Origin of the sequence: Duganella guangzhouensis, assembly GCF_009674535.1 — a bacterium.
GTDB classification, from domain to species: domain Bacteria; phylum Pseudomonadota; class Gammaproteobacteria; order Burkholderiales; family Burkholderiaceae_D; genus Rugamonas; species Rugamonas guangzhouensis.
In genome coordinates this window covers 1-25,190 of sequence record NZ_WKJK01000022.1, presented here as the reverse complement: position 1 = coordinate 25,190, position 25,190 = coordinate 1, and the positions used below count along the sequence as shown (strand labels likewise).

At 63.9% G+C, this 25,190-nt stretch carries 19 protein-coding genes; 11 read left to right on the top strand and 8 right to left on the bottom strand.

Annotated features, from left to right (window positions below):
• The first annotated feature begins 39 nt into the window (after positions 1–39).
• Positions 40–2,865, top strand: a complete 2,826-nt coding sequence (locus tag GJ699_RS29060) for a M16 family metallopeptidase (protein WP_154382923.1) — start codon at positions 40–42, stop codon at positions 2,863–2,865.
• Between the two features lie 3 nt (positions 2,866–2,868).
• On the opposite strand, the gene GJ699_RS29055 is transcribed toward GJ699_RS29060, so the two are convergent.
• The gene (locus tag GJ699_RS29055) at positions 2,869–3,267 is read right to left on the bottom strand and encodes a VOC family protein (RefSeq protein WP_154382922.1); all 399 of its coding nucleotides are present in this window, start codon (positions 3,265–3,267) and stop codon (positions 2,869–2,871) included.
• 69 nt (positions 3,268–3,336) lie between these two features.
• Between GJ699_RS29055 and GJ699_RS29050 the strand changes: the two genes are divergently transcribed.
• From GJ699_RS29050 to GJ699_RS29040, 3 genes are read left to right on the top strand one after another with little or no spacing between them, the layout of a single operon-like run.
• Positions 3,337–4,779 carry a cytochrome P450 gene (locus GJ699_RS29050; protein WP_154382921.1) on the top strand — a complete coding sequence of 481 codons (1,443 nt, stop codon included), beginning with the start codon at positions 3,337–3,339 and terminating at the stop codon, positions 4,777–4,779.
• Between the two features lie 22 nt (positions 4,780–4,801).
• On the top strand, positions 4,802–5,326 hold the full coding sequence (locus tag GJ699_RS29045; RefSeq protein ID WP_154382920.1) for an SRPBCC family protein: 525 nt from the start codon (positions 4,802–4,804) through the stop codon (positions 5,324–5,326).
• A 13-nt stretch (positions 5,327–5,339) separates the two neighbouring features.
• Positions 5,340–5,774: a hypothetical protein gene (locus GJ699_RS29040; protein ID WP_154382919.1), complete on the top strand. Its 435-nt coding sequence runs from the start codon at positions 5,340–5,342 to the stop codon at positions 5,772–5,774.
• Here GJ699_RS29040 and GJ699_RS29035 read toward each other — a convergent pair.
• A complete protein-coding gene (locus tag GJ699_RS29035) occupies positions 5,771–6,793 on the bottom strand; it encodes an AraC family transcriptional regulator (protein WP_154382918.1) in 1,023 nt (340 codons plus the stop codon). The genes GJ699_RS29040 and GJ699_RS29035 overlap by 4 nt on opposite strands.
• A gap of 63 nt (positions 6,794–6,856) precedes the next feature.
• Here GJ699_RS29035 and GJ699_RS29030 point away from each other — a divergent pair, with 63 nt between their 5' ends.
• The 3 genes from GJ699_RS29030 to GJ699_RS29020 are packed head-to-tail and all read left to right on the top strand — an operon-like array spanning position 6,857 to position 11,682.
• Positions 6,857–8,449, top strand: coding sequence for an FAD-binding oxidoreductase (locus GJ699_RS29030; RefSeq protein WP_154382917.1), 1,593 nt, complete (start codon positions 6,857–6,859; stop codon positions 8,447–8,449).
• On the top strand, positions 8,446–10,107 hold the full coding sequence (locus GJ699_RS29025) for a glycerol-3-phosphate dehydrogenase/oxidase (protein WP_154382916.1): 1,662 nt from the start codon (positions 8,446–8,448) through the stop codon (positions 10,105–10,107). The genes GJ699_RS29030 and GJ699_RS29025 overlap by 4 nt, the downstream gene beginning before the upstream one ends.
• Positions 10,108–10,119: 12 nt before the next feature.
• On the top strand, positions 10,120–11,682 hold the full coding sequence (locus GJ699_RS29020) for an FGGY-family carbohydrate kinase (protein WP_154382915.1): 1,563 nt from the start codon (positions 10,120–10,122) through the stop codon (positions 11,680–11,682).
• Here the strand turns inward: GJ699_RS29020 and GJ699_RS29015 are convergent.
• Positions 11,677–14,082: a TonB-dependent receptor gene (locus GJ699_RS29015; protein ID WP_229262353.1), complete on the bottom strand. Its 2,406-nt coding sequence runs from the start codon at positions 14,080–14,082 to the stop codon at positions 11,677–11,679. The two genes, GJ699_RS29020 and GJ699_RS29015, sit on opposite strands and share 6 nt — an antisense overlap.
• Before the next feature lie 212 nt (positions 14,083–14,294).
• Between GJ699_RS29015 and GJ699_RS29010 the strand changes: the two genes are divergently transcribed.
• Genes GJ699_RS29010 through GJ699_RS29000 form a run of 3 tightly spaced genes read left to right on the top strand, consistent with a single transcriptional unit; the run spans position 14,295 to position 18,059 of the window.
• A complete protein-coding gene (locus tag GJ699_RS29010; RefSeq protein ID WP_154382914.1) occupies positions 14,295–15,680 on the top strand; it encodes a flavin-containing monooxygenase in 1,386 nt (461 codons plus the stop codon).
• A gap of 10 nt (positions 15,681–15,690) precedes the next feature.
• Positions 15,691–17,199 carry an aldehyde dehydrogenase gene (locus GJ699_RS29005; RefSeq protein WP_154382913.1) on the top strand — a complete coding sequence of 503 codons (1,509 nt, stop codon included), beginning with the start codon at positions 15,691–15,693 and terminating at the stop codon, positions 17,197–17,199.
• A complete protein-coding gene (locus GJ699_RS29000; RefSeq protein WP_154382912.1) occupies positions 17,196–18,059 on the top strand; it encodes an SDR family NAD(P)-dependent oxidoreductase in 864 nt (287 codons plus the stop codon). Before GJ699_RS29005 ends, GJ699_RS29000 begins: the two co-directional genes overlap by 4 nt.
• On the opposite strand, the gene GJ699_RS28995 is transcribed toward GJ699_RS29000, so the two are convergent.
• Positions 18,056–19,132, bottom strand: coding sequence for an AraC family transcriptional regulator (locus GJ699_RS28995; RefSeq protein ID WP_195763675.1), 1,077 nt, complete (start codon positions 19,130–19,132; stop codon positions 18,056–18,058). The genes GJ699_RS29000 and GJ699_RS28995 overlap by 4 nt on opposite strands.
• A 176-nt stretch (positions 19,133–19,308) precedes the next feature.
• On the opposite strand from GJ699_RS28995, the gene GJ699_RS28990 reads away from it, so the two are divergent.
• On the top strand, positions 19,309–20,472 hold the full coding sequence (locus tag GJ699_RS28990) for an MFS transporter (protein ID WP_154382910.1): 1,164 nt from the start codon (positions 19,309–19,311) through the stop codon (positions 20,470–20,472).
• On the opposite strand, the gene GJ699_RS28985 is transcribed toward GJ699_RS28990, so the two are convergent.
• The 4 genes from GJ699_RS28985 to GJ699_RS28970 all read right to left on the bottom strand — a co-directional run bounded on the left by GJ699_RS28985 (position 20,450) and on the right by GJ699_RS28970 (position 24,960).
• Positions 20,450–21,808 (bottom strand): diguanylate cyclase domain-containing protein, encoded by a 1,359-nt coding sequence (locus GJ699_RS28985; protein WP_154382909.1) that lies wholly within the window; start codon positions 21,806–21,808, stop codon positions 20,450–20,452. The two genes, GJ699_RS28990 and GJ699_RS28985, sit on opposite strands and share 23 nt — an antisense overlap.
• Before the next feature lie 357 nt (positions 21,809–22,165).
• A complete protein-coding gene (locus GJ699_RS28980; protein WP_154382908.1) occupies positions 22,166–23,359 on the bottom strand; it encodes an aminotransferase-like domain-containing protein in 1,194 nt (397 codons plus the stop codon).
• An 83-nt stretch (positions 23,360–23,442) separates the two neighbouring features.
• On the bottom strand, positions 23,443–23,904 hold the full coding sequence (locus tag GJ699_RS28975; protein WP_154382907.1) for a RidA family protein: 462 nt from the start codon (positions 23,902–23,904) through the stop codon (positions 23,443–23,445).
• A gap of 105 nt (positions 23,905–24,009) precedes the next feature.
• Positions 24,010–24,960, bottom strand: coding sequence for a DMT family transporter (locus GJ699_RS28970; RefSeq protein WP_229262352.1), 951 nt, complete (start codon positions 24,958–24,960; stop codon positions 24,010–24,012).
• Positions 24,961–25,190: the final 230 nt, after the last annotated feature.

The window sequence follows — 25,190 nt, the reverse complement described above, 5'->3', positions numbered from 1 at the left end:
GTGTAAGGTAGCTGTTCTCTTACATTTTGTGCATTCGGAATGAAGCTGCTTAACCTGCGTACCCTGTCTGGCGCTGTCTTGTTGGCGTGTTCTTTTCTGGCGCAAGCCGACAATCTGCCAGCGCTGAAGCTTAGCGACAAGATACCGGTTGGTCCCCAGGTTAAGGTTGGCAAATTGGCCAATGGGCTGACTTACTACATCCAGCAGAATAGCCGCCCCGAGAAAAAGCTGGAGCTGCGGCTGGTGGTCAAGGCCGGCTCCATCCTTGAAGACGAGGATCAGCAAGGGCTGGCCCACTTCACCGAGCACATGGCCTTCAACGGCTCGACCCATTTCAAGCGCAACGAGATGGTGTCTTACCTGCAGTCGATCGGCGTGAAGTTCGGTGCAGACCTCAATGCCTACACCAGCTTCGACGAAACCGTGTACATCCTGCCCATCCCCACCGATAAAAAGGAAGTGGTGGAGCAGGGCTTCCAGGTGCTGGAAGACTGGGCGCACGGCGTATCCTTCAATAACGAAGACATCGACAGCGAGCGCGCCATCGTGCTGGAAGAACTGCGCCTCGGCAAAGGCGTGGACGACCGCATGAACAAGGTGGTGCTGCCCAAGGTGTTGAACGGCTCGCGCTACGCACAGCGCATGCCGATCGGGCAGGAAGAGATCATCAAGCACTTCAAGTACGACGCCATCAAGCGCTTTTACCGGGACTGGTATCGTCCGGAGCTGATGGCGGTGGTGGCGGTGGGCGATATCGACCCGGCCGAAGCCCAGCGCCTGATCGAGCAGCATTTCGGCAAGCTGAAAAATCCGGCCCATCCGCGTCCGCGTGAATACGCCAAAATCCCGGAGCGCCAGGATTCCGAGGGCATCGTCTTCACCGACAAGGAAGTCAGCGCCAACACCGTCTACATCCGTTATCCGATCCAGTCCTGGCCGGCCGGCGACAATATCGCGGACTATCGCCAGAAGCTGATCGAGGGCATGTACAGCTTTATTCTCAGCCAGCGCATGTACGAGTTGACGCAGCAGGCCAATCCGCCATTCCTGCAAGGCGGCAGCGGCATGAACAAGATCGTGCGCGGCTACCGCTCCTTTGGCGCCGGCGCGGTGCTGGGCAAGGACGGCGTGACGCCGGCCATCAACGCGTTGGTGGAGGAAGATCAGCGCGCGCGCCAGTACGGCTTTACCGAGGCCGAAGTGGAGCGCGCCAAAAAGGGCATGCTGCGCAATTACGAACGCCTGTATAACGAGCGCGATAAATCCGATTCGTCCGGCTATGCGTCCGAATACATCCGCAATTTCCTTGAACAGGAAACCATTCCGGGCATCGCCGCCGAATACCGTTACGCCAACGAGCTGATACCGGGGATTACGGTGGCTGAAGTGAATGCGGCGGTGCGCGCGGCGATTCCGGACAATCAGAGCAAGCTGGTGATCTACAGTGGCGTCGACAAGCCGGGCATCGTGCAGCCCAAGCCGCAGGAGCTGGTGACCACCGCCACCGCCGCCGAGCGCATCGCCGTCAAGCCGCTGCAGGAGAAGGTCTACGCCAACCAGCTGATGCCGGTGCCGCCCAAGTCCGGCAGCATCGTCGCTGAAACCTACAACGAAAAAATCGGCACCACCCAGCTCACGCTGAGCAACGGCGTCAAGGTGGTGCTGAAGCCGACCGACTTCAATAACGATCAGGTGATCCTGGGCGGCTTGCGCTACGGCGGCTGGTCGCTGCTGCCGGACAGCGATGTCTTCGCCGCGCACTATGCCAGCAGCATCGTCGGTCAGATGGGCGTGCTGAATTATTCGCCCAACGATCTGGGCAAAGTCCTGGCTGGCAAGAGCGTCAGTTCCAGCGCCAATGTCAGCTCGCTCAATGAATCGGTGGGCGGCAGCTCCGGGCGCGATGACGTGGAATCCATGCTGCAGCTGGTCTATCTGCAGATGACGCAGCCGCGCAAGGATAACGCGATCTACACCGCTTATGTCGACCGTCAGCGCGAGCTGGCACAGAACAATCTGGCGCGGCCGGAGTCGAAGTTCTACGACACCGTGACCGCCACGCTGTATAACAACAGCCCGCGCGTGCTGCGTGCCGCCAAGCCGGCCGATTTCGATCAACTGGCGCTGGACCGCGTGCTGGACATCTACAACAGCCGTATGTCGAGCGCGCGCGATTTCACCTTCTTCATTGTCGGCAGTTTCGATGTGGAGAAGCTCAAGCCGCTGCTGGCAACCTATCTGGCCAGCCTGCCGGTGGGCGAGATTCCGGTCGCCTTCAAGGATGAAGGCGTGCGGCCGATCAAGGGCGTGGTGAAGAAAGAGGTGCATGCAGGCGCGGAGCCGAAGAGCACCATTTCGCTGTCCTTCACCGGTGACGTCGAGTATTCGCGTCCGTCGCGCATGCGTATGCAGGCGCTGATCGAAGTCATGAACATCAAGCTGATTGAAACCCTGCGCGAGAAGATGGGCGCGATGTACAGCGGCGGCATGAGCGGCAGCATGAGCCGCATCCCTTACGGTAACTTCAACATCAACGCCACGCTGCCGTGTGCGCCGGAGAATGTGGACAAGGTGCTGGCCGCGACCTTTGCCGAGATCCAGAAGGTGCAGCGCGATGGTATCGACGAGGCGGACCTGAACAAGGTCAAGGCATCGTGGATCAAGGGCTACCGCAAGGGGCTGCGCGAAAACGGCTACTGGATGGCGTCGCTGCAGAACGCCTTCTTCAACAATAACAATCCGGACGAAATCCTGACCTACGAAGACCGTGTCAACGCGCTGACCACGGCCGACATCCAGCAAGCCGCGCAGCGCTACCTGGACACCAACAATTATCTGCAGGTGGTGCTCTACCCCGAGCAGTAAGCCTTATTCCGACTGGGGCTCGTGGCAGACCACTGCCAGCTTGTTGCCGTCCGGGTCGCGGAAGTAGGCGCCGTAGTAGTTGGCGTGGTATTGCGGCCGTAGTCCCGGCGCACCTTCGCAGATGCCGCCGTGGGCGCGGGCGGCGTCGTAGGCGCGGTCCACCATGGCGCGCGAGCTGGCCATTAACGCCACCATCTGACCATTGCCGCTGTCGGCGGCCTGGCCGTCATAGGGCGCGCCGATGATGAACAGCGGCCGCGCGCCTTCCGCCGGCTGCCACGCGGCCCAGGGACGGCTGGCGTCGACAAAGCGCAGGCGCGTGCCCAGCGTCACCATCACTGCCTTGTAAAACGCCAGCGATGGTTCGAAGTTGTTAATTCCCACATAAACATGCGACAGCATTGCATCCCCCGGCAAGTGAGTATATCGTCAACATTATGGAGACATTAGTGTACGCGGAGACGGACAACTATGGAAAAAAACACGATAGAACTGACGCCGGGGATGGCGCCGCTACGCAGCATCGCCGAGCTGCCCGGGCCGCAGGGGCGGCCGCTGTTCGGTAACATCCGCGATATTCGCGCCCAGCCTTTTCACCAGGTGATGGAACGCTGGGGGCGCGAGTACGGGCCGCTGTACCGCTTCCGCATCATGCGCCGGACCATGCTGGCCACCGCCGACCGCGATCTGATCGCCACCATGTTGCGCGACCGGCCGGACCTGATACGCCGTTCCACCCGCAGCGCGGACATGCTGAATGAAGTCGGCACGCGCGGCCTGTTCACCGCCGAGGGCGAGGAATGGCGCCGCCAGCGCAAGCTGGTGATGCGGGCGCTGACGCCGGAAGTGATCCATAACTTCTTCCCCACGCTGACCGCCATGACCGAACGCTTGCGGCTGCGCTGGGAGCGCGCGCTGGCCGCCGGCCAGCCGGTCGACCTGCTGCGCGATCTGAAGGCGTACACGCTGGACGTGACCATCGGCCTGGCGATGGGGCAGGACATCAACACGCTGGAGCTGGAGGAGCATCCGCTGCAGCGCGATATCGAATTCCTGTTCAAACTGGTGGCGAAGCGTTTGACTTCGCCGTTCGCCTACTGGCGGGTGCCGGTGCTGCGGCGGGCGCAGGATCACGAGGCCATTGCCGCCTCGGCGCGCATCCAGCAGGCCATCTTCGGGTTTATCGCCGAGGCGCGCAAACGCATCGCGCAGAATCCGGCGCTGCGCGCCAAGCCTTCCAATATGCTGGAGGCGCTGATCGTCGCCCGCGACGAGCCGGATTCGGGCTTCAGCGATGCCGAGGTGGTGGGCAATGCCATCACCATGGTGTTTGCCGGCGAGGACACCACCTCCAACACCATGGCCTGGCTGATCGACTTCCTGGCCGATTATCCGCAGGCGGCGGCGCGCATGAGCGAAGAGGCACAACAGGTGCTGGGCGCGCGCGCGGTGCTGGACGACTATCATCAGCTGGACCAGCTTAAATATGTGGATGCCGCCACCCGCGAAGCGATGCGATTGAAACCGGTGGCGCCGTTCATGGCGGCCGAAACCACGCAGGATGTGACGTTGGGCGACCTGGCGGTGCCGGAGGGGACGGTGATCTTCCTGCTGCTGCGCCACGCGTCCGAGCGCGACGCCGAGTGGTCGCAACCGGACCAGTTTCTGCCGGAGCGCTGGCTGGACGGCGCCCATGGGCCGGGCGATGATCCGGGCCGCAAGGTGTTCCCGTTTGGCGCCGGGCCACGCTTCTGTCCGGGGCGTTACCTGGCGATGGCCGAGATCAAGATGGTGATGGCGATGTTGGCGCGGCAGTTCCGGCTGGAGCGTGTGCCCGGTGCTGCACCGGCGCGCGAGTGCTTCACCTTCACCATGACACCGGATGTGCTGCCGGTGCGGCTGGTGCAGTCATAAATCCAACAACAGGGGGAAGGCCATGTTCAAAAAAATTGTTATTGTGCTGGCGGCGCTGATTGTGATTCTGCTGGGCGTAGCGGCCATGCAGCCGGCCACTTACAGCGTGCAGCGCTCGGTCAGCATCAAGGCACCGCCGGAAAAGATCATTCCGCTGATTAGCGACTTCCACAACTGGGCGCAGTGGTCGCCTTGGGAAAACCTGGACCCGAATATGAAGCGCACCTTCAGCGGTGCGCCCAAGGATCTCGGCGCGGTCTATGCTTGGGAGGGTAACAAGGAGGTGGGTTCCGGCCGCATGGAAGTGGTGAGCCTGACGCCGGCCAAGGTCGGCATCAAGCTGGACTTCCTGGCGCCGCGCGCGTCGTCATCGGTCACGGAGTTCATTCTGGCGCCACAGGGCGACACCACCACGGTGAACTGGACCATGTCCGGCGATAGCGACTTCATGACCAAGCTGATGACGGTGTTCGTTAGCCTGGACAGCATGATCGGACCGTCGTTTGAAAGCGGTCTCGCCAAGATGAAGGCGGCGGCGGAAAAATAAGCGGAGGTGTGCGATGCGGATGCTGGCTTTGATGATGGCGATGACGGCCGCAATGGCCACAATGGCCACTGCGGCTGCGCCCGCGTCGCTGCGGCACGACCATCCCGTCATCGGCATCTGGCGCATCACGCTGCCGGACGGCTCGTGCAGCGAGACTTACCGCATCCGCGCCGACGGCACCACGCTGGTGTTCAGCAACGAGGAGGTGGCCGAGTCCAGCTTCACCATTGAAGACCAGCCGGACAAGAACGGCTTCTACAAAGAAGTCGACACCATCGTCAAGGACAACGGCAAGCGGGATTGCAGCGGCGAGATCACCAAGCCGGGCAAGCCGGTCACCAGCTATCTGAAATTCCATCCCGGCGGCGACATGTTCCTGATGTGCGCCGAGCGTAACACGCAACGCTGCCTCGGTCCCTTCATGCGGGTGCGCGGCAAAGCGATCTAGCCGTTGCGCCAGGCGCCCGGATTGACGCCGGCCCATTCCTTGAAGGCGTGGTTGAAGGCGCTCTGCTCCTGGTAGCCGAGCAGGAAGGCGATATCCACCAGTCCCAGTTCGGGGCGGCGCAGATAATCCTTGGCCAGTTCAAAGCGCACCTGATCCAGCAACTGCTGGAAGGTGGCGCCGGACTCGCTCAGCTTGCGCTGCAGCGTGCGCGGCGTCAGTTTCAATTCCTCGGCCACGCTGGCCAACCGCACCTGTCCGCGCGACAGGCTGGCCGCGATTGCCGCCTGCACCTGATGCGTGATCGACGGCTGACTGGCTGCGCGCTGTAGCAGCAGCTGTTCGGCGTGCTGCTGCAGGACCGGATACAGACTGACGTCGGCGTTGGGCACGGGCCAGGACAACATCATGGCGTTGAAGCTGGCGACGTTGGCTTCGGCGCCGAATACCGGCATGTCGCCCAGCACGCGCACGTATTCGTCGCGCAGTTCGGGCGGACCGCCGTCGTGCGTCAGCGTCAGCTGGTGGGCCGGCAGCGTGATCCCGGCCAGCCAGTTGCTGAATACGCGGATGCCGGCAAACACGCTGTCGGCCAGATGACGGTGCTGGCTGCCGTAGTTGCTGTGCCAGGTGTAGTAGGCGGTGTCGTCATCGATGTCGATCGCGGAGCGGCCCAGATCGTGCGCCAGCTGCTCGTAGCGCATAGTTTGCTCGAACACGTGGCCGAAGTCGCGGCAACTGAGCAGGATCAGGCCATACACGGTATAGGTGCCCAGCTTGACGCACTGGCCGACGTGCAGGCCGAAGTGGGGATCGTCGGCCAGCGTGGCGCCGATGTCGAGCAGGCGCACGTAGTCGTCGGCGGGCAGGGATTCCGGCAGCGGGTCCAGCGAGCCGGCGGCGAGGCCGGCGGCCTGCTCCAGCGCTTGCGGTGTAACGCCGCGCTGAGCGGCGGCTTCCAATAGCGGTTGCAGGTAAGAGCCGGCGACGCGCCTGGCATGATCTAACAAGGCGGATGGCATGAATGCGCAATACCGGCGGGCGGCATTGTTTTACTCTAAAGTCGTCAATATTCGGAGTATACAATGAAGCGCTGGAACGGATGGGGTGATGAGTCGGTGGAGTTTGCGCTGAACGGCGACGCGCTGGCGTTTCTCGCGCAGCGTGTCGGCGCCGGTACGCCGGTGGCGGACGCCGGCTTTGCGCAAGCCTGCGCGCAGCTGGGCGTGTCGCGGCTGCCGCCGCACCGGCTGATCGAGGTATCGCCCGAGGTCCGGCTGCGCAATGCGCTGGGCCAGAGCCTGCCGGACTGGCTGCGGCTGCGCTATGGCGTGATCGGCACCGCGCCGGATGGCGTGGCGTATCCGGAGAGTGCGCAGGATGTGCGCGATCTGCTGGATTATGCGCAGCAGTACCGCGTGGCGGTGATCCCGCAGGGCGGCGGCACCAGCGTGGCCGGCCATCTGACGGCACCGGGCGGCAGCCAGCCGGTGCTGGCGGTGAACATGACGCGCATGCGGCAGTTGCAGTATCTGGACACCGAGTCGCAGCTGGCGACCTTTGGCGCCGGCGTGCTGGGGCCGGACCTGGAGGCGCAACTGCGGGCGCGCGGCTATACGCTGGGCCATTTCCCGCAATCGTTCGAGTATTCGACGCTGGGCGGCTGGGTCGCCACCCGTTCGTCCGGCCAGCAGTCCTTGCGCTATGGGCGGATCGAGCAGATGTTCCGTGGCGGCTCGGTGGAGACGCCGTCCGGCACGCTGCATCTGCCGACTTTTCCGGCATCGGCGGCCGGCACCGATCTGCGCGAGCTGGTGCTGGGATCGGAGGGGCGGCTGGGTATCCTGACCGAGGCCACGGTGCGGGTGACGCCGATGCCGGAGTACGAGGCATTCCATGCGGTGTTCTTCCCGAATTGGGCGGCGGCGGAGACGGCGGTGCGGCAGATTGTGCAGGCCGGCCTGTCGCTGTCCATGCTGCGCTTGTCGAATTCACTGGAGACGGTGACCATGCTGGCGCTGGCCGGCCACCGCAAGCTGATTGGTCTGCTGGAGCGTTACCTGTCGCTGCGCGGCTGCGGCGACGGCAAGTGCATGCTGATGGTGGGCGTGAGCGGTCGGCGCGCTTTGGCGCGGGCGGCGCTGCGCGAGGCGCTGGTGCTGGCGCAGCCGCATGGCGGCGTGCACGTCGGCCGCTTCATGGGCGAGAAGTGGAAGCAGAACCGCTTCCGCAATGTCTATCTGCGCAATGCGGCATGGTCGCACGGTTATGCCATCGATACGGTGGAGACGGCGGTGGACTGGCCGCGCGTGGAAATCATGATGCGGTCGGTGGAGGCGGCGGCTGCGGCGGCGCTCAAGTCGCATGGGGAGCAGGTGCACGCTTACACGCATCTGTCGCATTTGTACGCGCAGGGGGCCAGTGTGTACAGCACTTTTGTGTATCGGCTGGCGGGTGACTACGAAACCGATCTGGCGCGCTGGAAGTCCTTGAAGAAGGCGGTGTCGATGTCGATTGTGGGGAACGGCGGCACCATCAGCCATCAGCATGGCGTAGGGCTGGATCATGCGCCGTATCTGGCGGCGGAGAAGGGGCGGCTGGGGATGTCGGTGATGCGCTCGCTGTTCGAGCATGTGGACCCGCAGCAGATCATGAATCCGGGGAAGCTGCTGTCATGAACGCGCGCGCCGGCATGCTGGCAGGGGCTTGGGATCTGGTGGTGATCGGCGGTGGCATCACCGGGGCCGGTATTTTGCTGGAGGCGGCGCGGCGCGGGTTGCGGGTGCTGCTGGTGGAGCAACGCGATTTCGCGTGGGGTACGTCGAGCAGGTCTTCAAAGTTGGTGCATGGCGGTTTGCGGTATCTGAAGCAGGGACAGTTTGCGCTGACGCGGGAGTCGGTGCATGAGCGCGAGCATTTGCTGCGTCAGGCGGCGGGGCTGGTGGAGCCGCAGAGCTTTGCGTTTGGCGATTATGTGGGACGCAAGCCGGGCCGGCGCGCTTTCCTGGCCGGGTTGGCGATTTACGATCGCATGGCGGGGCAGCACGGGCGTCATTATTTTTCGCGCGACGAGTTTGCGGCGCTGGCGCCGAATGTAGCGACCGAGGGGCTGCAGGGCGGAATGGTCTACACCGACGCCAAGACCGACGACGCGCGGCTGGTGCTGCGCGTGCTGCAGGAAGCCCGCGCGCATGGCGCTGTGGCGTTGAACTACATGGCCGTCGAAGCGCTGCTGCGGGATGGCGCGACATCGCCCGGCGGCGTTGAGGCGGACAGCGACATGCGCGGCGAGGGCAGCGTGTGCGGCGTGAGTTTGCGCGATGGTTTGAGCGACGAGGAGTATGAGGTGCGTGCGCGGCTGGTCATCAACGCCACCGGCGCCTGGGCCGACCAGTTGCGGGCGCAGACCGGGCCGCGATCTGCGTCGGCGGCCACCTCGCCTGGCGGCGTGCAGGCATCGCGGCAATCGTTGCCGCAACGCCTGCGACCTTTGCGCGGCAGTCATCTGCTGCTGCCGGCCTGGCGGCTGCCGCTGGCGCAGGCCATTAGCCTGATGCATCCGGCCGACGGCCGCCCCGTCTTCGCCTATCCATGGGAAGGCGTGACACTGGTCGGCACCACCGACGTCGACCACGGCGCCGATCTGTCGCGCGAAGCCGCGATCACCCGCGCCGAATGCGACTATCTGATGGCCGCCTTGCACACCCAATTCCCGCAACTGCACCTGAACGACGCCGACATCATCGCCACCTACGCCGGCGTACGTCCCGTCATCGACAGCGGCAAAGCCGATCCATCAAAGGAAACCCGCGACCACGCACTGTGGCTGGAAGACGGCCTGCTCACCGTCACCGGCGGCAAGCTGACCACTTTCCGCGTGATCGCCCTCGATACCCTCAAGCTGGCCGCCACGCGTTTGCCGGAACTGCGCGAACGGCTAACGCCACAAGCCGTCTTTGCGCGCACGCCCAAGCTGCGTTACACGCCGGAACTGCCGCCCGGTCAGGCGCAGCGACTGCAGGGCCGCTACGGCGCCCAGGCACAGGCGCTGGTCGGCACAGCCCAAGCCGGCGAACTGGCCTGCATCCCCGGCACCGAAACCCTGTGGGTACAACTGCGCTGGGCCGCGCGCCACGAAGATGTGTGCAAGCTGGAAGACCTGCTGCTGCGCCGCACCCGCATCGGCATCCAGTTGCGCGGCGGCGGCGCCGACATCCTGCCGCGCATACGCGACATCTGCCAGCCGGAACTCGGCTGGAGCGACCAGCGCTGGGACGACGAACAGGCCGCGTACCAGACGCTATGGCAATCCCATTACAGCCTGCCGACAAAATAAAAGAGACACATCATGGCAGACCAATACCTGCTTTCCATCGACAATGGCACGCAGAGCGTGCGCGCGCTGCTGTTCGACTTGAACGGCAACCTCGCCGCCAAATCGCAGATCCATCTGCAAGCCTACTTTTCCGAGCATCCCGGCTGGGCCGAGCATGACGCCGACGGCTACTGGGACGCCGTGGCCGCCGCCTGCCAGCAGCTGTGGCAAACCACCAGCATCCCACGCAGCGCGGTCCGGGGCGTGGCCGTGACCACCCAGCGTGGCACGGTGCTCAACCTCGACCGCGACGGCAAGGTACTGCGGCCCGCCATCACCTGGCTGGACCAGCGTCGCGCCGGCGAGCAACCGCCATTGCGCTGGTGGTGGCGCGCCGCGTTCAAGGCGGCGCGGGTGGATAACACCATCGCCTACTTCCGCCGCGAGGCCGAAATCAACTGGATTGCCGAACACCAGCCGGAGATCTGGGCGCGCACTCACAAATATCTGCTGCTGTCCGGCTTTCTCAATTACCGGCTGTGCGGACGCATGGTTGATTCGACCGGCTCGCAGGTGGCCTATCTGCCGTTCGACTACAAGCGGCACCAATGGGCCGGCGCGCGTGATTGGAAATGGGACGCGCTGAAGATCCGCAAGGACATGCTGCCGGAACTGGTAGCGCCGGGCACTGTCATCGGCGCCATCACCGCCGCCGCAGCCGCAGCGACCGGCATCCCCGAAGGCACGCCGCTGGTGGCCGCCGCCGCCGACAAAGCCTGCGAAGTGATCGGTGCCGGCGGACTGGCGCCGCACATCGCCTGCCTGAGTTACGGCACCACCGCCACCATCAACACCACCAGCCGCAAATACATCGAAGTCACACCCTTTATCCCACCGTATCCGGCGGCGATACCAGGCGCCTACAGCACCGAAGTACAGATCTTCCGTGGCTACTGGATGGTCAACTGGTTCAAGGAGCAGTTCGGCCATCTGGAGCAGATGGCCGGGGCGGAGCAGGGCATGGCGGCGGAAGCGCTGTTCGACCAGTTGGTGAATAGCGTGCCGCCAGGCTCCATGGGCTTGATGCTACAGCCCTACTGGAGTCCCGGCGTGCGCACGCCAGGGCCGGAAGCCAAAGGCGCCATGATCGGATTCGGCGACGTGCACACGCGCGCCCATATGTACCGCGCGATCCTGGAGGGGCTAGCCTATGCGCTCAGGGAAGGCAAGGAGCGAATCGAAAATCGCAGCGGCGTCGCGGTGACGGAACTGCGCATCGCCGGCGGCGGTTCGCAAAGCGACGCCGCCATGCAGCTGAGCGCCGACATCTTCGGCTTGCCGGCGGCGCGCGCGCACGTGTATGAGACCTCAGGCCTGGGCGCGGCGATCGCGGTGGCGGTCGGCCTCGGACTGCACCAGGATTTCGATCGCGCCATCCGCGCCATGACGCGGCCGGGCCAGGTGTTCCAGCCGATCGCCGCCAACCGCAAAATCTACGAGCAGCTTTATCGGCGCGTCTATCTCAAGATGTACAAGCAGCTGCAGCCGATGTACCGGCAAATCGCCGATATCACCGGCTATCCCGAGCAGTTATAAGCTGCCGCGCAATTCGACGGCGATGGTGCGTGGCGCGGTGACACTGGCATAGGGCAGGCCGAATGCTTTGGTCTGGCCATCCAGGTTGTAGACATAGCGTTTGTCGAACAGATTGTTGACCAGCAGGCCGATGCCGAACTTGCCATTGGCCGTGTCCCAGCCCAGCCGCAGATCGGCTTTGCTGCCGGCGGTACCGGTGCTGAAGGCCGGAGAATTCAGGCATTGCAAGGCGCGCGTGTCGTCGTTACAGCGCGATTTGCTGTGATAGCTGCCCTGCAGCGTGGCGCTCATGCGGCCGTTGAGTGCTTCCCAGTTGGTGTTGATGCCGGCCATGCCGTTGAAGAACGGCGTGCCGACCGGTTGGCCGGACAGGTTGAGCGTGGCGCCGCTGGTGTCGCTGGTGGCAAAGCGCTGGTAGGTCTGATCGATGAATTCCAGTCCCGCGAACGCCGTCAGGCGCGGCGTGATGCGGATGCGGCCATCCAGATCCAGCCCTTTGGCCTTTTGGTCGCTGTTGATGATGTTGTAAGTCGGGATGGCGCTGCTGCCACCCAGTTTGACGTCCTGCAGGTTCTTGAAGCGGTAGGCAAACAGGGAACCATTCAGCGTGGCGCGCAGCGATGGCGCGTACAGCTTGAAGCCCAGCTCCAGATTGGTCATCTTCTCCGGACTGAAACTCGGATCGCGTTCGCGCGGATCGGATGACGCGGGATTCGGCGGCGTGAACACATTGAAGCCGCCGGCCTGATAACCGCGCGACAGCGAGGCAAACAGCAGCAGGTCTGGCGTCAGCTTATGGTCCAGCACCAGGCGCGGACTCCAGTCGCTCCAGCTGTGCGAGGCGTTGACCGGCGTGGCGGCCAGCGGTCCTGCGGCGGCGAAGATCACGTTGGCCGGCAGCGCGGAAGCGTCGATGCCGGCCGCCGGGCCGTAGGTGTTGAGCAGCGCGTCCAGCGCCGCGGACTGCCGGCCTGGCACATACCACTGCATCTGCTTGCGGTCGCGGCTCCAGCGCAGGCCCGTAGTCAAGCGCGTTTCGGGCGCCAGGCGCCAGATCAAGTCGCCGTAGACCGAGGCGGCGCGCGTGCGCAGTGTGGCGTAGTTGTCCTCCTGCCAGCTGAATACTGAATTGCCGTCGACGCCAGGCACGCCGGCCATGCCGAGACCCGCGAACAGGTTGGCGAAATCGGCGCCGCCGCCTTGCATCAGGCTGATGCTGTCGAGGGTGGCGGTGTTGACGATGGCGGAGCTGCGCTGGCGTTCGCGGTTGTCGTAGAAGCTAAGGCCCGCAACCCAGTCCAGGCGGTCGTTGGAACCGGACAGTTTGAATTCCTGCTGCCAGTTGTACGCCTTCTTCTGGTCCTGCGTGGCCAGCATGAAGTCGACGCGCGCGGTGCCGTCGTTGTCGGTCAGGTTGCGCGAGGAGAAGGTGCGGTAGGCCGTGATGGAGCGCAGCGTCACGCCACCCAGCGGTATGTCGGCGCGCAGCGTCACGCCATCGAAGTTGCGGGACTCACCGCCATCGATATCGTTCTCCAGCGCCGCCTTGCGCGGATCGCTGAAGTTGGCGACATAGGCGGCATCATAGACGCCGGTGTAGCCGGCCATCGGCAGCGAGGTATCCTTGACCACGCCGAACGCCGGCCAGCCATGCTGGCGCAACTGCTCGTGTTCCCACGACAGCACCAGCGCCGCGTCGCCGAGTTTTTGTTTGACGGCCAGCCGCGTGGCCCATGAGTTGTCGCCGGCGGTGCGGCTGCCGGTGCTGGCATTGCGCACCCAGCCATCGCTGCTGGCGCGCACGAACACCAGGCGCGCGGCGGTGCTGTCTCCCAGCGGCACGTTGAGCATCGCATCCAGATTGGCGCGGCCGTAGTCGCCCACCTTGATATGGCCGGCCGCGTCGAACTCGGCGTCGGGCTCATTGGTGACCACCGAGATGGCGCCGGCCGCGCTGTTGCGGCCAAACAGCGTGCCTTGCGGCCCTTTGAGTACCTCCACCCGCTGTATGTCGATGAAGTTCATCAGCGCGCCGCCGGTTTTGCCGGTATAGACACCGTCGACATAAATGCCGACCGGGGTGTCGGTGCCGATGCCGAAATCGCCCGCCTGCACGCCGCGAATGCCGAATACCGGCTGCGTGGCCTGGGTGGCGTCGACCTGCAGGCCAGGCAGATAGCCGGTCAGATCGCCGAGGTTGCGCGCGCCCAGATTCTGAATGTCGCGCGCGGTGACCACTTCCATCGAGATCGGCACTTCCTGCGCCGACTGCGCGCGCGATTGCGCGGTGACGATCACCTTCTGCATATCGTCGTCCGCCTGCGCTGCGTGCGGAACCAGCGAGCCGGCGAAGGCGAGGGCGATGCTGTGCGCAAGTATGCGCATGTGTGGTGACTTCAAGATCTCTCCTCGGTTGTGTGATTTTTTTTCAATGTAGACGCGCGCCTTGTCGCGCCGGGGGCCGGATCGGACATTAAAGGACGCTGACGCGGCCAAACCGCCCAGCTGTTGCGTGGCCGCTTCGGCTCCCCCGCTGTCCTTTTAGCCCCCATGCGTGACGATCTTTGTTTGCACAATGAAGCCAGGACATTCAACTATGGGGAGATCAAAAAATGAGCAACGAGATTGTCGATTGCGGCAACGCGGTGTGCGTGGTGGGGGCGGGGCCGGGCGGCTTGTCGGCGGCGCGCGCGCTGAAGGCGATGAATCTGGGCTATGAACAGTTCGAGCGGCATTCTGACGTGGGCGGCATCTGGGATATGCAGAATCCGGGCAGCCCGATTTATGAATCGGCGCATTTCATTTCATCGCGCGATTTGTCCGGCTTTATCGGCTTCCCGATGCCGAGCTCCTATCCCGACTATCCGACCAACCAGCAGATACTCGGTTACGTGCGCAGCTATGCGGAAGCGTTTGGCCTGCGCCAGGCGATCCGCTTCAATACGCCGGTGCAGCATGTGCACAAGGAGGACAGCGGCAAGTGGCTGGTGACGCTGGGTGACGGCACGCGTCGCCGTTACCTGGCGGTGATCTGCGCCACTGGCTGCAATTGGGACCCGAATATGCCGCAGGTGAAGGGACAGTTCAACGGCGAGATACGGCATTCGGTCACCTACAAGAGCAGCGACGAATTTGCCGGCAAGCGGGTGATGATCGTCGGCGCCGGCAACTCGGGTGCCGATATCGCCTGCGATGCCGCCAATCGCGCGTACCGCGCCTTCATCAGCATGCGGCGCGGCTATCATTTCATTCCCAAGCATTTGTTTGGTATTCCGGCCGATCAGGTGGGCGAGAGCGGCCCGCCGCTGCCGATCTGGGTGGCGCGTCCGGTCATGAGTTTGTTGTTGAAGATGTTCACCGGCGATCTCACACGCTTTGGCCTGCCCAAGCCGGACCACAAGCTGTTTGAGAGTCACCCACTGCTGAATTCCCAACTGCTGCACAATCTCCAGCATGGCAATATCGCGGTCAAGCCGGACATCTCCCACTACGACGGTGATGATGTCGTGTTCAAGGATGGCAGCCGGGAGAAACTGGATCTGGTGATCTACGCCACCGGCTACAAATGGAGCTGCAAGTATGCCGCCGAATACTTCGAATGGCGTGGCGGCAGGCCGCAGTTGTATCTGTCGATGTTCAGCCGCGATCACCGCAATCTGTTCGGCATCGGCTACGTGGAGACCAATTCCAGCGCCTACAAGCTGTTCGACACGGAAGCCTTCATGATCGCGGCCTATTTGCGCGATCAGCTGGACAATCCCGCCAGCGCAAGCCGTTTCGATGCGCTGATTGAGCGCGACAATCCCGATTTGTCCGGCGGTTTGAAGTTCGTGCAGTCGCAACGGCATGAGGTGTATCTGGAAGCGCATGCCCTGAAGTCCTACCTGAAGCGCCTGCGTCGCAAGATGGGCTGGCCGGAGCTGACCGAAAATTACTACGACAAGCTGCGCGTGGATAGCGCGGCCGCGCAGCCGGTCGGCCTGCGCGCGGCGGCTTGAGGAGCGCGGCATGGAAAAAAACTATGCTTACTACCAGCAGCAGGCCGCGCAGCTGGACTTTGAAACCCGCGCGCTGATTGATGGCCGCTTCGTCAACGCCATCTCCGCTGAAGAATTCGACACCATCAATCCAGCCACCGGCAAGCGGCTGGCCGGCATCGCCCGCTGCGGCGCGCTGGAGGTGGATGATGCGGTCGGCGCCGCGCGGCGCGTGTTCGAGCGTGGCGACTGGTCGCGCGCCTCGCCCAAGCATCGCAAGAAGGTATTGCTGCGTTTTGCCGATCTGGTCGAGGCCAACCTGGAGACGCTGGCGCTGATGGAAAGCCTGGACTCCGGCAAGCCAATACGCGACGCGCTGTCGGCCGATCTGCCGGACATGATAGAAAGCCTGCGCTGGCATGCGGAAGCGGCCGACAAACTGTACGACCAGGTGGCGCCCACCGCGCCGGACATCGTGGCCATGATCGTGCGCGAACCGATCGGCGTGGTGGGCGCGGTCTTGCCGTGGAATTTCCCGATCTATCTGGCCGGCTGGAAGATCGGACCGGCGCTCGCCAGCGGCAATTCCATCGTCATCAAGCCCGCCGAACAAACCACGCTGACGGCGCTGGTGCTGGGACGGCTGGCGCTGGAAGCCGGCGTGCCGGAAGGTGTGCTGAATATCGTGCCGGGCTATGGCGAGACGGTGGGGCAGGCGCTGGGACGGCATCGCGATATCGATTGCATCAGCTTCACCGGTTCCGGCGAAGTGGGGCGGCTGTTCCTCAAGTATTCCGCCGAGTCGAACATGAAGCGCGTGGTGCTGGAATGCGGCGGCAAGAGCCCCGCGCTGGTGCTGGCCGATGCGCACGATCTGGCGGCAGTAGCGCAGCAGGTGGCGCTGGGCGCGTTGTTCTGTCAGGGTGAAAACTGCAGCGCCGGATCGCGGCTGATCGTGCATCGCTCGCGCAAGGACGAATTGCTGGAGCAGGTCAAGCGCGCCTTCGATGAATGGCGGGTTGGCGATCCGCTCGATCCCTCCACGCGGGTGGGCGCGATGATCGAGCCGCAGCACATGCGGCGCGTGCTGGGCTATATCGATGGCGGCAAGGCGCAGGGCGCGCGGCTGGTCTACGGTGGCCACCAGGTACGGCAGGATAGTGGCGGCAGCTTCGTTGAGCCGACCATCTTTGACGACGTGCGGCCGTCGATGACGATTGCCCGCGAAGAGATTTTCGGCCCGGTGCTGTCGGTGCTGACGTTCGACGAGTTGGCGGAGGGTGTGGCCATCGCCAACGACACCAGTTACGGCCTGGCCTCATCGGTCTACACCGGCAGCCTGGATGCGGCGCACAGCGTGGCGAAGGCGATCCGGGCGGGTACCGTGTCGGTCAATTGTTTCTCCGAGGGCGACACCGGTGTGCCATTCGGCGGCTACAAGGAGTCCGGCTTCGGCGGCCGTGAAAAATCGCTGCAGGCGCATGACCAGTACACCGAAACCAAGACGGTATGGATACAGTTGGGAAGGGGAGCTGCATGACGACATCCGCAACGGCGCGCGTGGCGCTGATTACCGGCGGTGCCGGCGGCATTGGACGAGCAATCTGTCGCGGCTTGATTGAGCGTGGCATCCAGTGTGTACTGGCGGACCGGGATCAAGCCGCGCTGGATCGCGCCACCATGGAGCTGGGGCCGTCCGCGACCGGCGTGGCGATCGACCTGACCGATTTCAACAAGCTGCCGGATTTGCTGGCGTTGGTGCAGGAGCGTTACGGCAGGCTGGATATCCTGATCAATAACGCGGCCATCACCGGCACCGGTCATTTCGAAGAGCGCTCGGTGGAGAATATCCTCGGTGAGCTGAATATCAATCTGCTGTCGCCGATTGTGTTGACGCGGCTCGCGTTTCCGGCCTTGCAGCGCGTTGGCGATGGGCGCGTGATCAACACCGTGTCGCTGGGCGGGATTTTTCCGCTGCCGGAAACCGGCATCTACTCGGCCACCAAGTTCGGCCTGCGTGGCGCGATGCTTTGCCTGGGCATGGACGCCGAACGGCATGGGATCAAGATCGGCAGCGTGATGCCGTCCGCGACCGAGACGCCGATGCTGATGCGCGAGGCCATCGAGGGCGGCAACACGCTGCAATTCATGGACCCGCCGCAGCAGCCGGAGGATGTGGCCCGGCAGGTGATGCGCATGCTGGATAGCCCCTGTCTGGAACGTTATCCGCGCATCAGCGAGTCATGGACGGTGCGGCTGGCGATGCTGGTGCCGAATATGCTGCCAAGGCTGATACCGCTGTTCCGCAAGAAGGGCTTGCGCGGCCATGCGCGCTATCTGGAGTCGCTGCGGCGGCGTGGATTGGTGCAGGTCCGCGCCGGTAAATGGGAACTATCCTAGGCCGTCGCTGCAGCCGCCCGCTCCGGCATCAGCATGCGCGGTGCGGGCGCGCCCTGGCGGATCTGGTTGGGCAGCATGCCGCACCAGCGTTTGAAGGCGCGGCGGAAGTTGCGGGCATCAGTAAAACCGGTGGCCATGGCGATATCCACCAGCGGCATGTCGCTGCGCTTCAGCAGATCCAGCGCGCACTCATAGCGCACCTGGTCCACCAGGCGCTGGTAGGAGGTATCCAGCGCCGCCAGCCGGCGCCGCAGCGTGCGTTCGCTCAGGTTGAGCGCCTCGCCTATCATGGCCAGCGCCGGTACTTCGTCGATTGAGCCGCGCAGTTCGTTCATGATGGACTCCACCAGATCGTTGCGCGGCGTATCCTGCTCCAGCAGTTCGTCGATCTGCGCTTGCAGGCTGTCGCGCATGTAGCGATCGTGGGTCGGCAGTGGGCAGTGGTACCAGGCCATGTCGCAGATCAGGCGATTCAGCGGAGCGTTGAAAATGACCGGGCAGCGGAAGTACTCGCTGTAGGCCGCAGCGTATTCCGGACGCGGATAGCGTAGTTCCAGCCGCGCCGGCCGGAAATGCGAACCAACCAGCGCGCGCGAGACTTCCACGCCGCTGACGAAAATCTCCTCGATGAAGAATGGTTCCAGTTCCGGATCATGAAAGCGGGTGCTGACTTCGGTGACGAAGTGGTGCTCGTCCAGGATGCTCATCTCATTAATGGTCAAAGCGCCGGCGGCGCGTTGGTATTTGATCAGATACTGAAAGGCTTCGCCCAGCGTGGCGCAGGTCAGCATGCCCAGTCCCGGCAGGCCGAAACACACCACGGTCTGGCGCGCGCCGGTGGCGATGCCGATCGCTGGATCGCCCCAGCGCTGCATGGCACGCCGCACCAGCAGGCTGGTTTGGCGATAGGAGACGCGGAAATTGGCGTCGCACAGATTCTCCGGCGTGAAGCCCAGCCCTTTGCACAAGCGCTCCGGCGAGTGGCCATGGCTCGCCACCAGTTGCAGTACCTGGCGGATGACGTGCGGCGGCACATCGGCTTCGGCGTCGGGAAGATGCGGTTTGACCGGCATGGACTCTCCTTGTCTGAACTTTGCGGTTAGCATAGTACGGTTTGTGGCGGCTGGATCACGCTGTGGTGAAATGGCCGCTTGGGTGCCATTTTTGGCCATTTTAGACCCGTTATGCGACGGCGCCATCGTAAGCTTGCAAAAAAGGCGGCGCCGCCGTCTGTCACCGGGGACTGACCATGACCACCACACCAGTTGGTGCCGCCCGCCGGGCCGGCCCGACGCTGATCCTCTCCTGCGCCTGGGCGCTGGGTATCGGCGGCACCACCATGATGCCGCTGCTGGTGACCAATGCGATGGCGCGCCTGCACGTGGACGAAGGACAGGCCACCATGCTGACCGGCGCCGAGATGATCGGCATGCTGGCCGGCTGCATCGTGCTGCCGGCGCTGGCGCGGCGCGCGCCGATGGCGTTGACCAGCGCCGCCCTGCTGTTGCTGGCGCTATGCCAGGCGGTGTCCGCGCTGGTGCTGCCGGTGGCGACCTTCGCCGCGCTGCGGCTGGCGGCTGGCGTGTGTGAGGCGCAGATGATCGTCATGGTCGGCATCTGCCTGGCCTGCCATCCGGATGCGGAACGCTTGTGGGGGCTGGTACTGCTGCTATCTGGGCTGGTGGTAGCCGGCGTATTCACCGTGCTGACTTTATTTCCGGACGCGGCCAGCGGCGCGGCGGTGTGGCAAGGATTGGCGTTGATGACGGCGGCGCTGGGCGTGGTGGCGATGCGCGCGCCGTCGCTGATGCCGGCGCGCGCGGTCAGCGTGGCGCTGGAGCGGCGCCACGACATGCTGGGAATTTGGCTGGCCTGGGGCGTGTTTGTCGGCGTGTACAGCGTGCAGGCTGGCGTGTGGGCGGTATCGGCGCTGCAGGGTGAGCGGATCGGCCTGACGCTGCCGCAGACTGGCGTGCTGCTGTCGGTGTCGTCGCTGCTGGGATTCTTCGGCGCCGTGGTGCCGGCGATACCGGCGCTGGCGGCGCGGCGCGGGCTGACGGTGATCGGCGCGCTGGCGGTGATGCTGGCATCGGTGGCGTGCTTCTTCACCGCCCACAGCGCGGCGCTGTTCTTCGTCGGACAGCTGATGCTGAACGCGGCGTTCTACAGCATCATGGCGGTGCTGAACAGCTTCATCTCGGCGCAGGATCGCGATGGCACGCTGCTGTCGCGCTCCGTGGTGGTGACGTTTGCCGCGGTGGCGCTGGGCACGGTGGGCGCCGGCGTTTTGTTCCAGGATGCCGGCGGCGTTGGCGTCATCGTGTTTGCCGCGCTGGCGCTGGCGGGTAGTGTACCGCTCGGACTCAAGGCGCTGCGCGCGCCGGCGGGTGTCAGCGCATCACCAGCGCTTTGACGGCGGCCAGCGAGGCGCCGCCGGTTTTGGTGGCTTGTACCTGATTGCGGCCGCCTTCCTTGGCCACGTACATGGCGCGGTCGGCGGCGACGAACAGCGATTCGGTGTTATCCAGTTGATGCGGGTGGATGGTCGCCACGCCGATGCTGACCGTCAGCCACGGCGAAGTGGTCGAACGCGGATGCGGGATCTGCAGCGATTCGATGTGAGCGCGTATCGATTCGGCCAGCAGGTAGGACGAGTCGCCATCGGTTTCCGCGAACAGCAGCACGAACTCCTCGCCGCCGTAGCGCGCCGCCAAATCGGTCGGGCGCAGCGCGTGCGAGGCGATCGCCTGCGCCACCTGCTGCAGACAGGCGTCGCCGGCCGCGTGGCCGAGGGTGTCGTTGTATAGCTTGAAGTGGTCGACGTCCAGCACCACCAGCGACAAGGGCTGGCCGCTGCGCATGGCGCGCTGCCATTCCTTTTCGAGGAAGGTGTCGAAGTGGCGGCGGTTGGCGATCTTGGTCAGCGGGTCGACCATGGCGGCGCGCTGCAAGGCGTCTTCCGACTGCTTGTGATGGGTGATGTCATGCAGCAGGCCGATGAACAGCGGCTGGCGCAGATACATCGGCGTCAGCGTCAGGTCCATGCACACCGAGCTGCCATTGCGATGGCGGATGATGACTTCGCGCGTACCGTGATTGTGCGCGCTTTGCGGCGCGGCGGCGTAGCGCGCGAAGTAGTCCAGGTATTCCTGCGCCACCAGTGGATTCAACAGGTCGTGGATGCTGCGTCCGGCCAGTTGATCGACCTGATAGCCCAGGTATTTGTCGCAGGCCGGGTTGGTGAACTGGATGCGGCCATCGGCTTCGATAATCAGCAGACCCTCGGCCATGTTGTTGACGATGGTGCGCAGGCGCTCGGCCTGTTCTTCGTGCGTTTCGCTGCGGCTGCGGATGGCCAGCTGGGTGCGCACGCGGGCGCACACTTCGGGCATGCGCAGCGGCTTGCTGATGTAGTCCACCGCGCCCAGGTCGAAGCCGGCCACTACGTCGTCGGTGTCGGTGCGGGCGCTCATGAAGATGACGGGAATGCGCTGGGTCGATGCCTGACTTTTCAGCTGGCGGCAGGTTTCGTAGCCGTCCATCCCCGGCATCATGATGTCGAGCAGGATCAGGTCCGGGTGCACGCGGCTGGCGATGCGCAGCGCGCGTTCGCCGCTGGTGGCCACAAAGGTCTGGTAACCCTGTTCGACCATCATCTTGCGCAGTGCGCCGAGATTTTCGGGTGCGTCGTCGACGATCAATATGGCGGCATCACGCCGCGTGGCATGACTCAGACTTCCAGAATTCATTGGTATGCGCCTTTAACCTGGTGGGTTGTGTTGGCGTGGGACGGCAGTTGCGCGGGTCGGCAACGAAGTGGGCAAGCACGGCTGGTAGGGGCGTGTTTCAACAAAGGCTGGCCTGACTTGAAAGTGACTATCCGTTCAAATCATACCGCTTCATAACGCTTACAGGTGAAAAAAAGTGCTGCAGAATTCTTACAATTGCTTTGGATGCATGATCCGCAGCCAGCCTTGCGCCTAATGGTGTAAGTAATGTTGGCGGGAAGTTATGGCTTTTACCGTTTTTAGTGACTTTTGGTGATAAAGTTTGCGGCGTTGCTGTTGTATTTTTGTGGGCGGCGAGCGCCGCCCACGGCGTGTTACTTAGATCTTGGCGGCGATCAGTTTGCCCAGTACTTCGATGCCGTGACGGATGCGTTCCGGCGGCACGGTGACGAAGGACAGACGCAGCGTATTGGTGGCCGCGTCGTTGGCGTAGAACGGCGAACCTGGCACGAAGGCGACCTTCTGCGCGATCGCTTCATCCAGCAGTTTCAGCGCGTCGACATGCTTCGGCAGCGTGACCCAGATGAACATGCCGCCTTCCGGCTTGGTCCATTCGACGCCGGCCGGGAAGTACTGCGCCATCGCGTCCAGCATGACCTGGCACTGGTCGCCGTACAGCTGGCGGATTTTCGGGATGTGACGTTCCAGGAAGCCATCCTTGACCACTTCGTGCACCACCATCTGGGTCAGCTGCGAAGTGTGCAGGTCGGCGGCTTGTTTGGCCAGCTCCAGGCGGCGCGCCAGCGGCAGCGGGGCGCACACGTAGCCGAGGCGGATGCCAGGGGTCAGCACCTTGGAGAAGGAACCCATGTAGATCACGCCGTCCGGGTTCATCGCCACCATCTTCGGCAGCGGCTCGCCCTTGTAGCTCAAGGCGCCATACGGATCATCCTCGATCAGCGGCAGGCCGAGACGGGCGCAGGTTTCCACCAGCTGCTCGCGGCGTTCCAGCGACATCGAGCGGCCGGTTGGGTTCTGGAAGTTAGGCAGCGAATACAGCATGCGCGCGCCTTCCGCCACGGCGTCGATCGACGACGGCACCAGGCCGTGTTCGTCGGTTTCCACCGATTTGAATTCAGGACGGTACACCGAGAACGCCTGCAGCGCGCCCAGGTAGGACGGGGTTTCGACCAGCACGCGGCTGCCTTCGTCGATCAGCACTTTGCCCAGCAGGTCCAGCGCCTGTTGCGAGCCGGAGGTCATCAGGATCTGTTCCGGCACGATCTTGGCGCCGTTGACCGACAGCTGGTCGGCGATCCATTGACGCAGCGGGGTGTAGCCGTCGGTCGGGCCGTATTGCAGTGCCACTTTGCCATTCTCGCGCAGCACCTTGTCGAAGGCCGCTTGCATTTCGTCGACCGGGAAGGTCAGCGGCGATGGCAGGCCGCCGGCGAACGAGATGATCTCGGGCTGCTGCGTGATTTTCAGGATTTCGCGGATGAACGAGGCTTGCAGCTGCTCGGCGCGTTCAGCGAAGCGCCACTCGATCGGGTTGGAGTTTTCGATTTTCATACAGGTCTCACTAAGAGGATTCAATCAGCGCGCTTGTGGCGTGCTCTTATAAAAGGAACGACAGCGGGTAAGCTGTCGCCCGCTTACGCGACTTCCGCGATCAGTTCGATTTCGACGCAGGCGCCAAGCGGGATTTGAGCGACACCAAAGGCGGAGCGGGCGTGTTTGCCGGCGTCGCCGAAGACTTCGCCCAGCAGCTCGGAGGCGCCATTGGTGACCAGGTGCTGTTCAGTGTAATCCGGGGTCGAGTTTACGAGGCTCATGACTTTGACGATGCGCTTGACGCGATTCAGGTCGCCGCCGACGGCCGCTTGCAGCGTGCCGATCAGGTCGATGGCGATGGCGCGCGCGGCGGCCTTGCCTTCGGCGGTGTCGATGTTCTTGCCCAACTGGCCAACCCAGACGCTGCCGTCGGCGCGTTTGGCGATATGGCCCGACAGGAATACCAGATTGCCGGTTTGGGCGTACATGACGTAGGCGGCGGCTGGGGTGGCCGGTGCTGCCAGGGTGATATCAAGCGCTTTCAGTTTTTCGTAAACAGACATGTGGTTATCCAAATATTAAGGTGTTTTGCACGTGGTAAGACCGTTATTGTACTCTTGCCGCCGTGGATGCTCACAGTGGGGGCAAAATCAAGATACTGTATGGCATCAGGCGCGTTTTACCTGCATTTTGCGTCCCGTGCCCACCACGGCGATGACGGCGATTGCGAACAGCACGGTCTGCAACTCCAGCGGCTCGCCCAGCACCGCGCTGGCGCCCAGTACAGATAAAAAGGGCTGTACCAATTGTACTTGTCCGACCCGGGACACGCCGCCCAGCGCCATGCCGCGATACCAGAAGAAGAAGCCGATAAACATCGAAAACACCGAAACATAGCCGAAAGCGGCCCACGCGGTTAGTGAAGCATGGGCGATCTGCGCGGCCTCGTGCCACGCCATCCAGCCGACCACCGGCAGCAGCGGTGGTGCCGCCAGTACCAGCGCCCAGCAGATGGTCTGTTGTCCGCCCAGCGTTTGCGACAGGCGGCCGCCGGCGGCGTAACCCATGCCGGCCAGCAGGACGGCGGCAAAGATGGCGGCATCGGCGGCGTGCAGGCTGCCGCCGCTCTGGCGCAGCGCAAAGCCGACCACCAATACCGAGCCTAAGATGGCCATTACCCAGAAGCCTTTGGATGGTTTTTCACCGCCCAGCAGCGCCGCAAACACCACAGTGGCCAGCGGCAGCACGCCGACCAGTACAGCGCCGTGGGCGGCCGGCAGACTGCGCATGGCGACGGAGGTCAGCCAAGGGAAGCCGATCACGCAGCCGATGGCGACCATGGCCAGCGCGGGCAGGGCGCGGCGTGGCGGCAGCGGCGCGCGTTTCCAGTACAGCCAGACAGCGGCCAGTACAGCGGCGGCCAAGGCGCGGGCCAGGGCGACGAACAGCGGGGACAGGCCGGCGCCGGCGCTGGATGGCGCACCGCCGACCGCCAGCCGGGTCATGGGCAACGTCAGGCTGAAGATGGCGACGCCGATCAGGCCAAGCAGCATGCCGGCGGTTTCGTCGCTCAGGCGGCTGTGGGTGGGCAGGGCTGGGGTAATGGTGGTTTTATTCATGGGTTTATCGTACGTGACAAAACCAGTACAGTGCCAGTACACTTAACGACATAATTCCTCATACTGTGACGGTAAAATGACCAATACACGACCACGCACTTCGCTGTTGGGGGCCGCTGCAGCGGCGGCGGCAGAAGCAGTCAATGAGGCGCTGGCCGCCGCACAGGCGCGCGCCATGGCGGCGCCGGCGCCCGGACCGGCGGTGGCGTCGGTGCCGCTGCCCAGCGTCG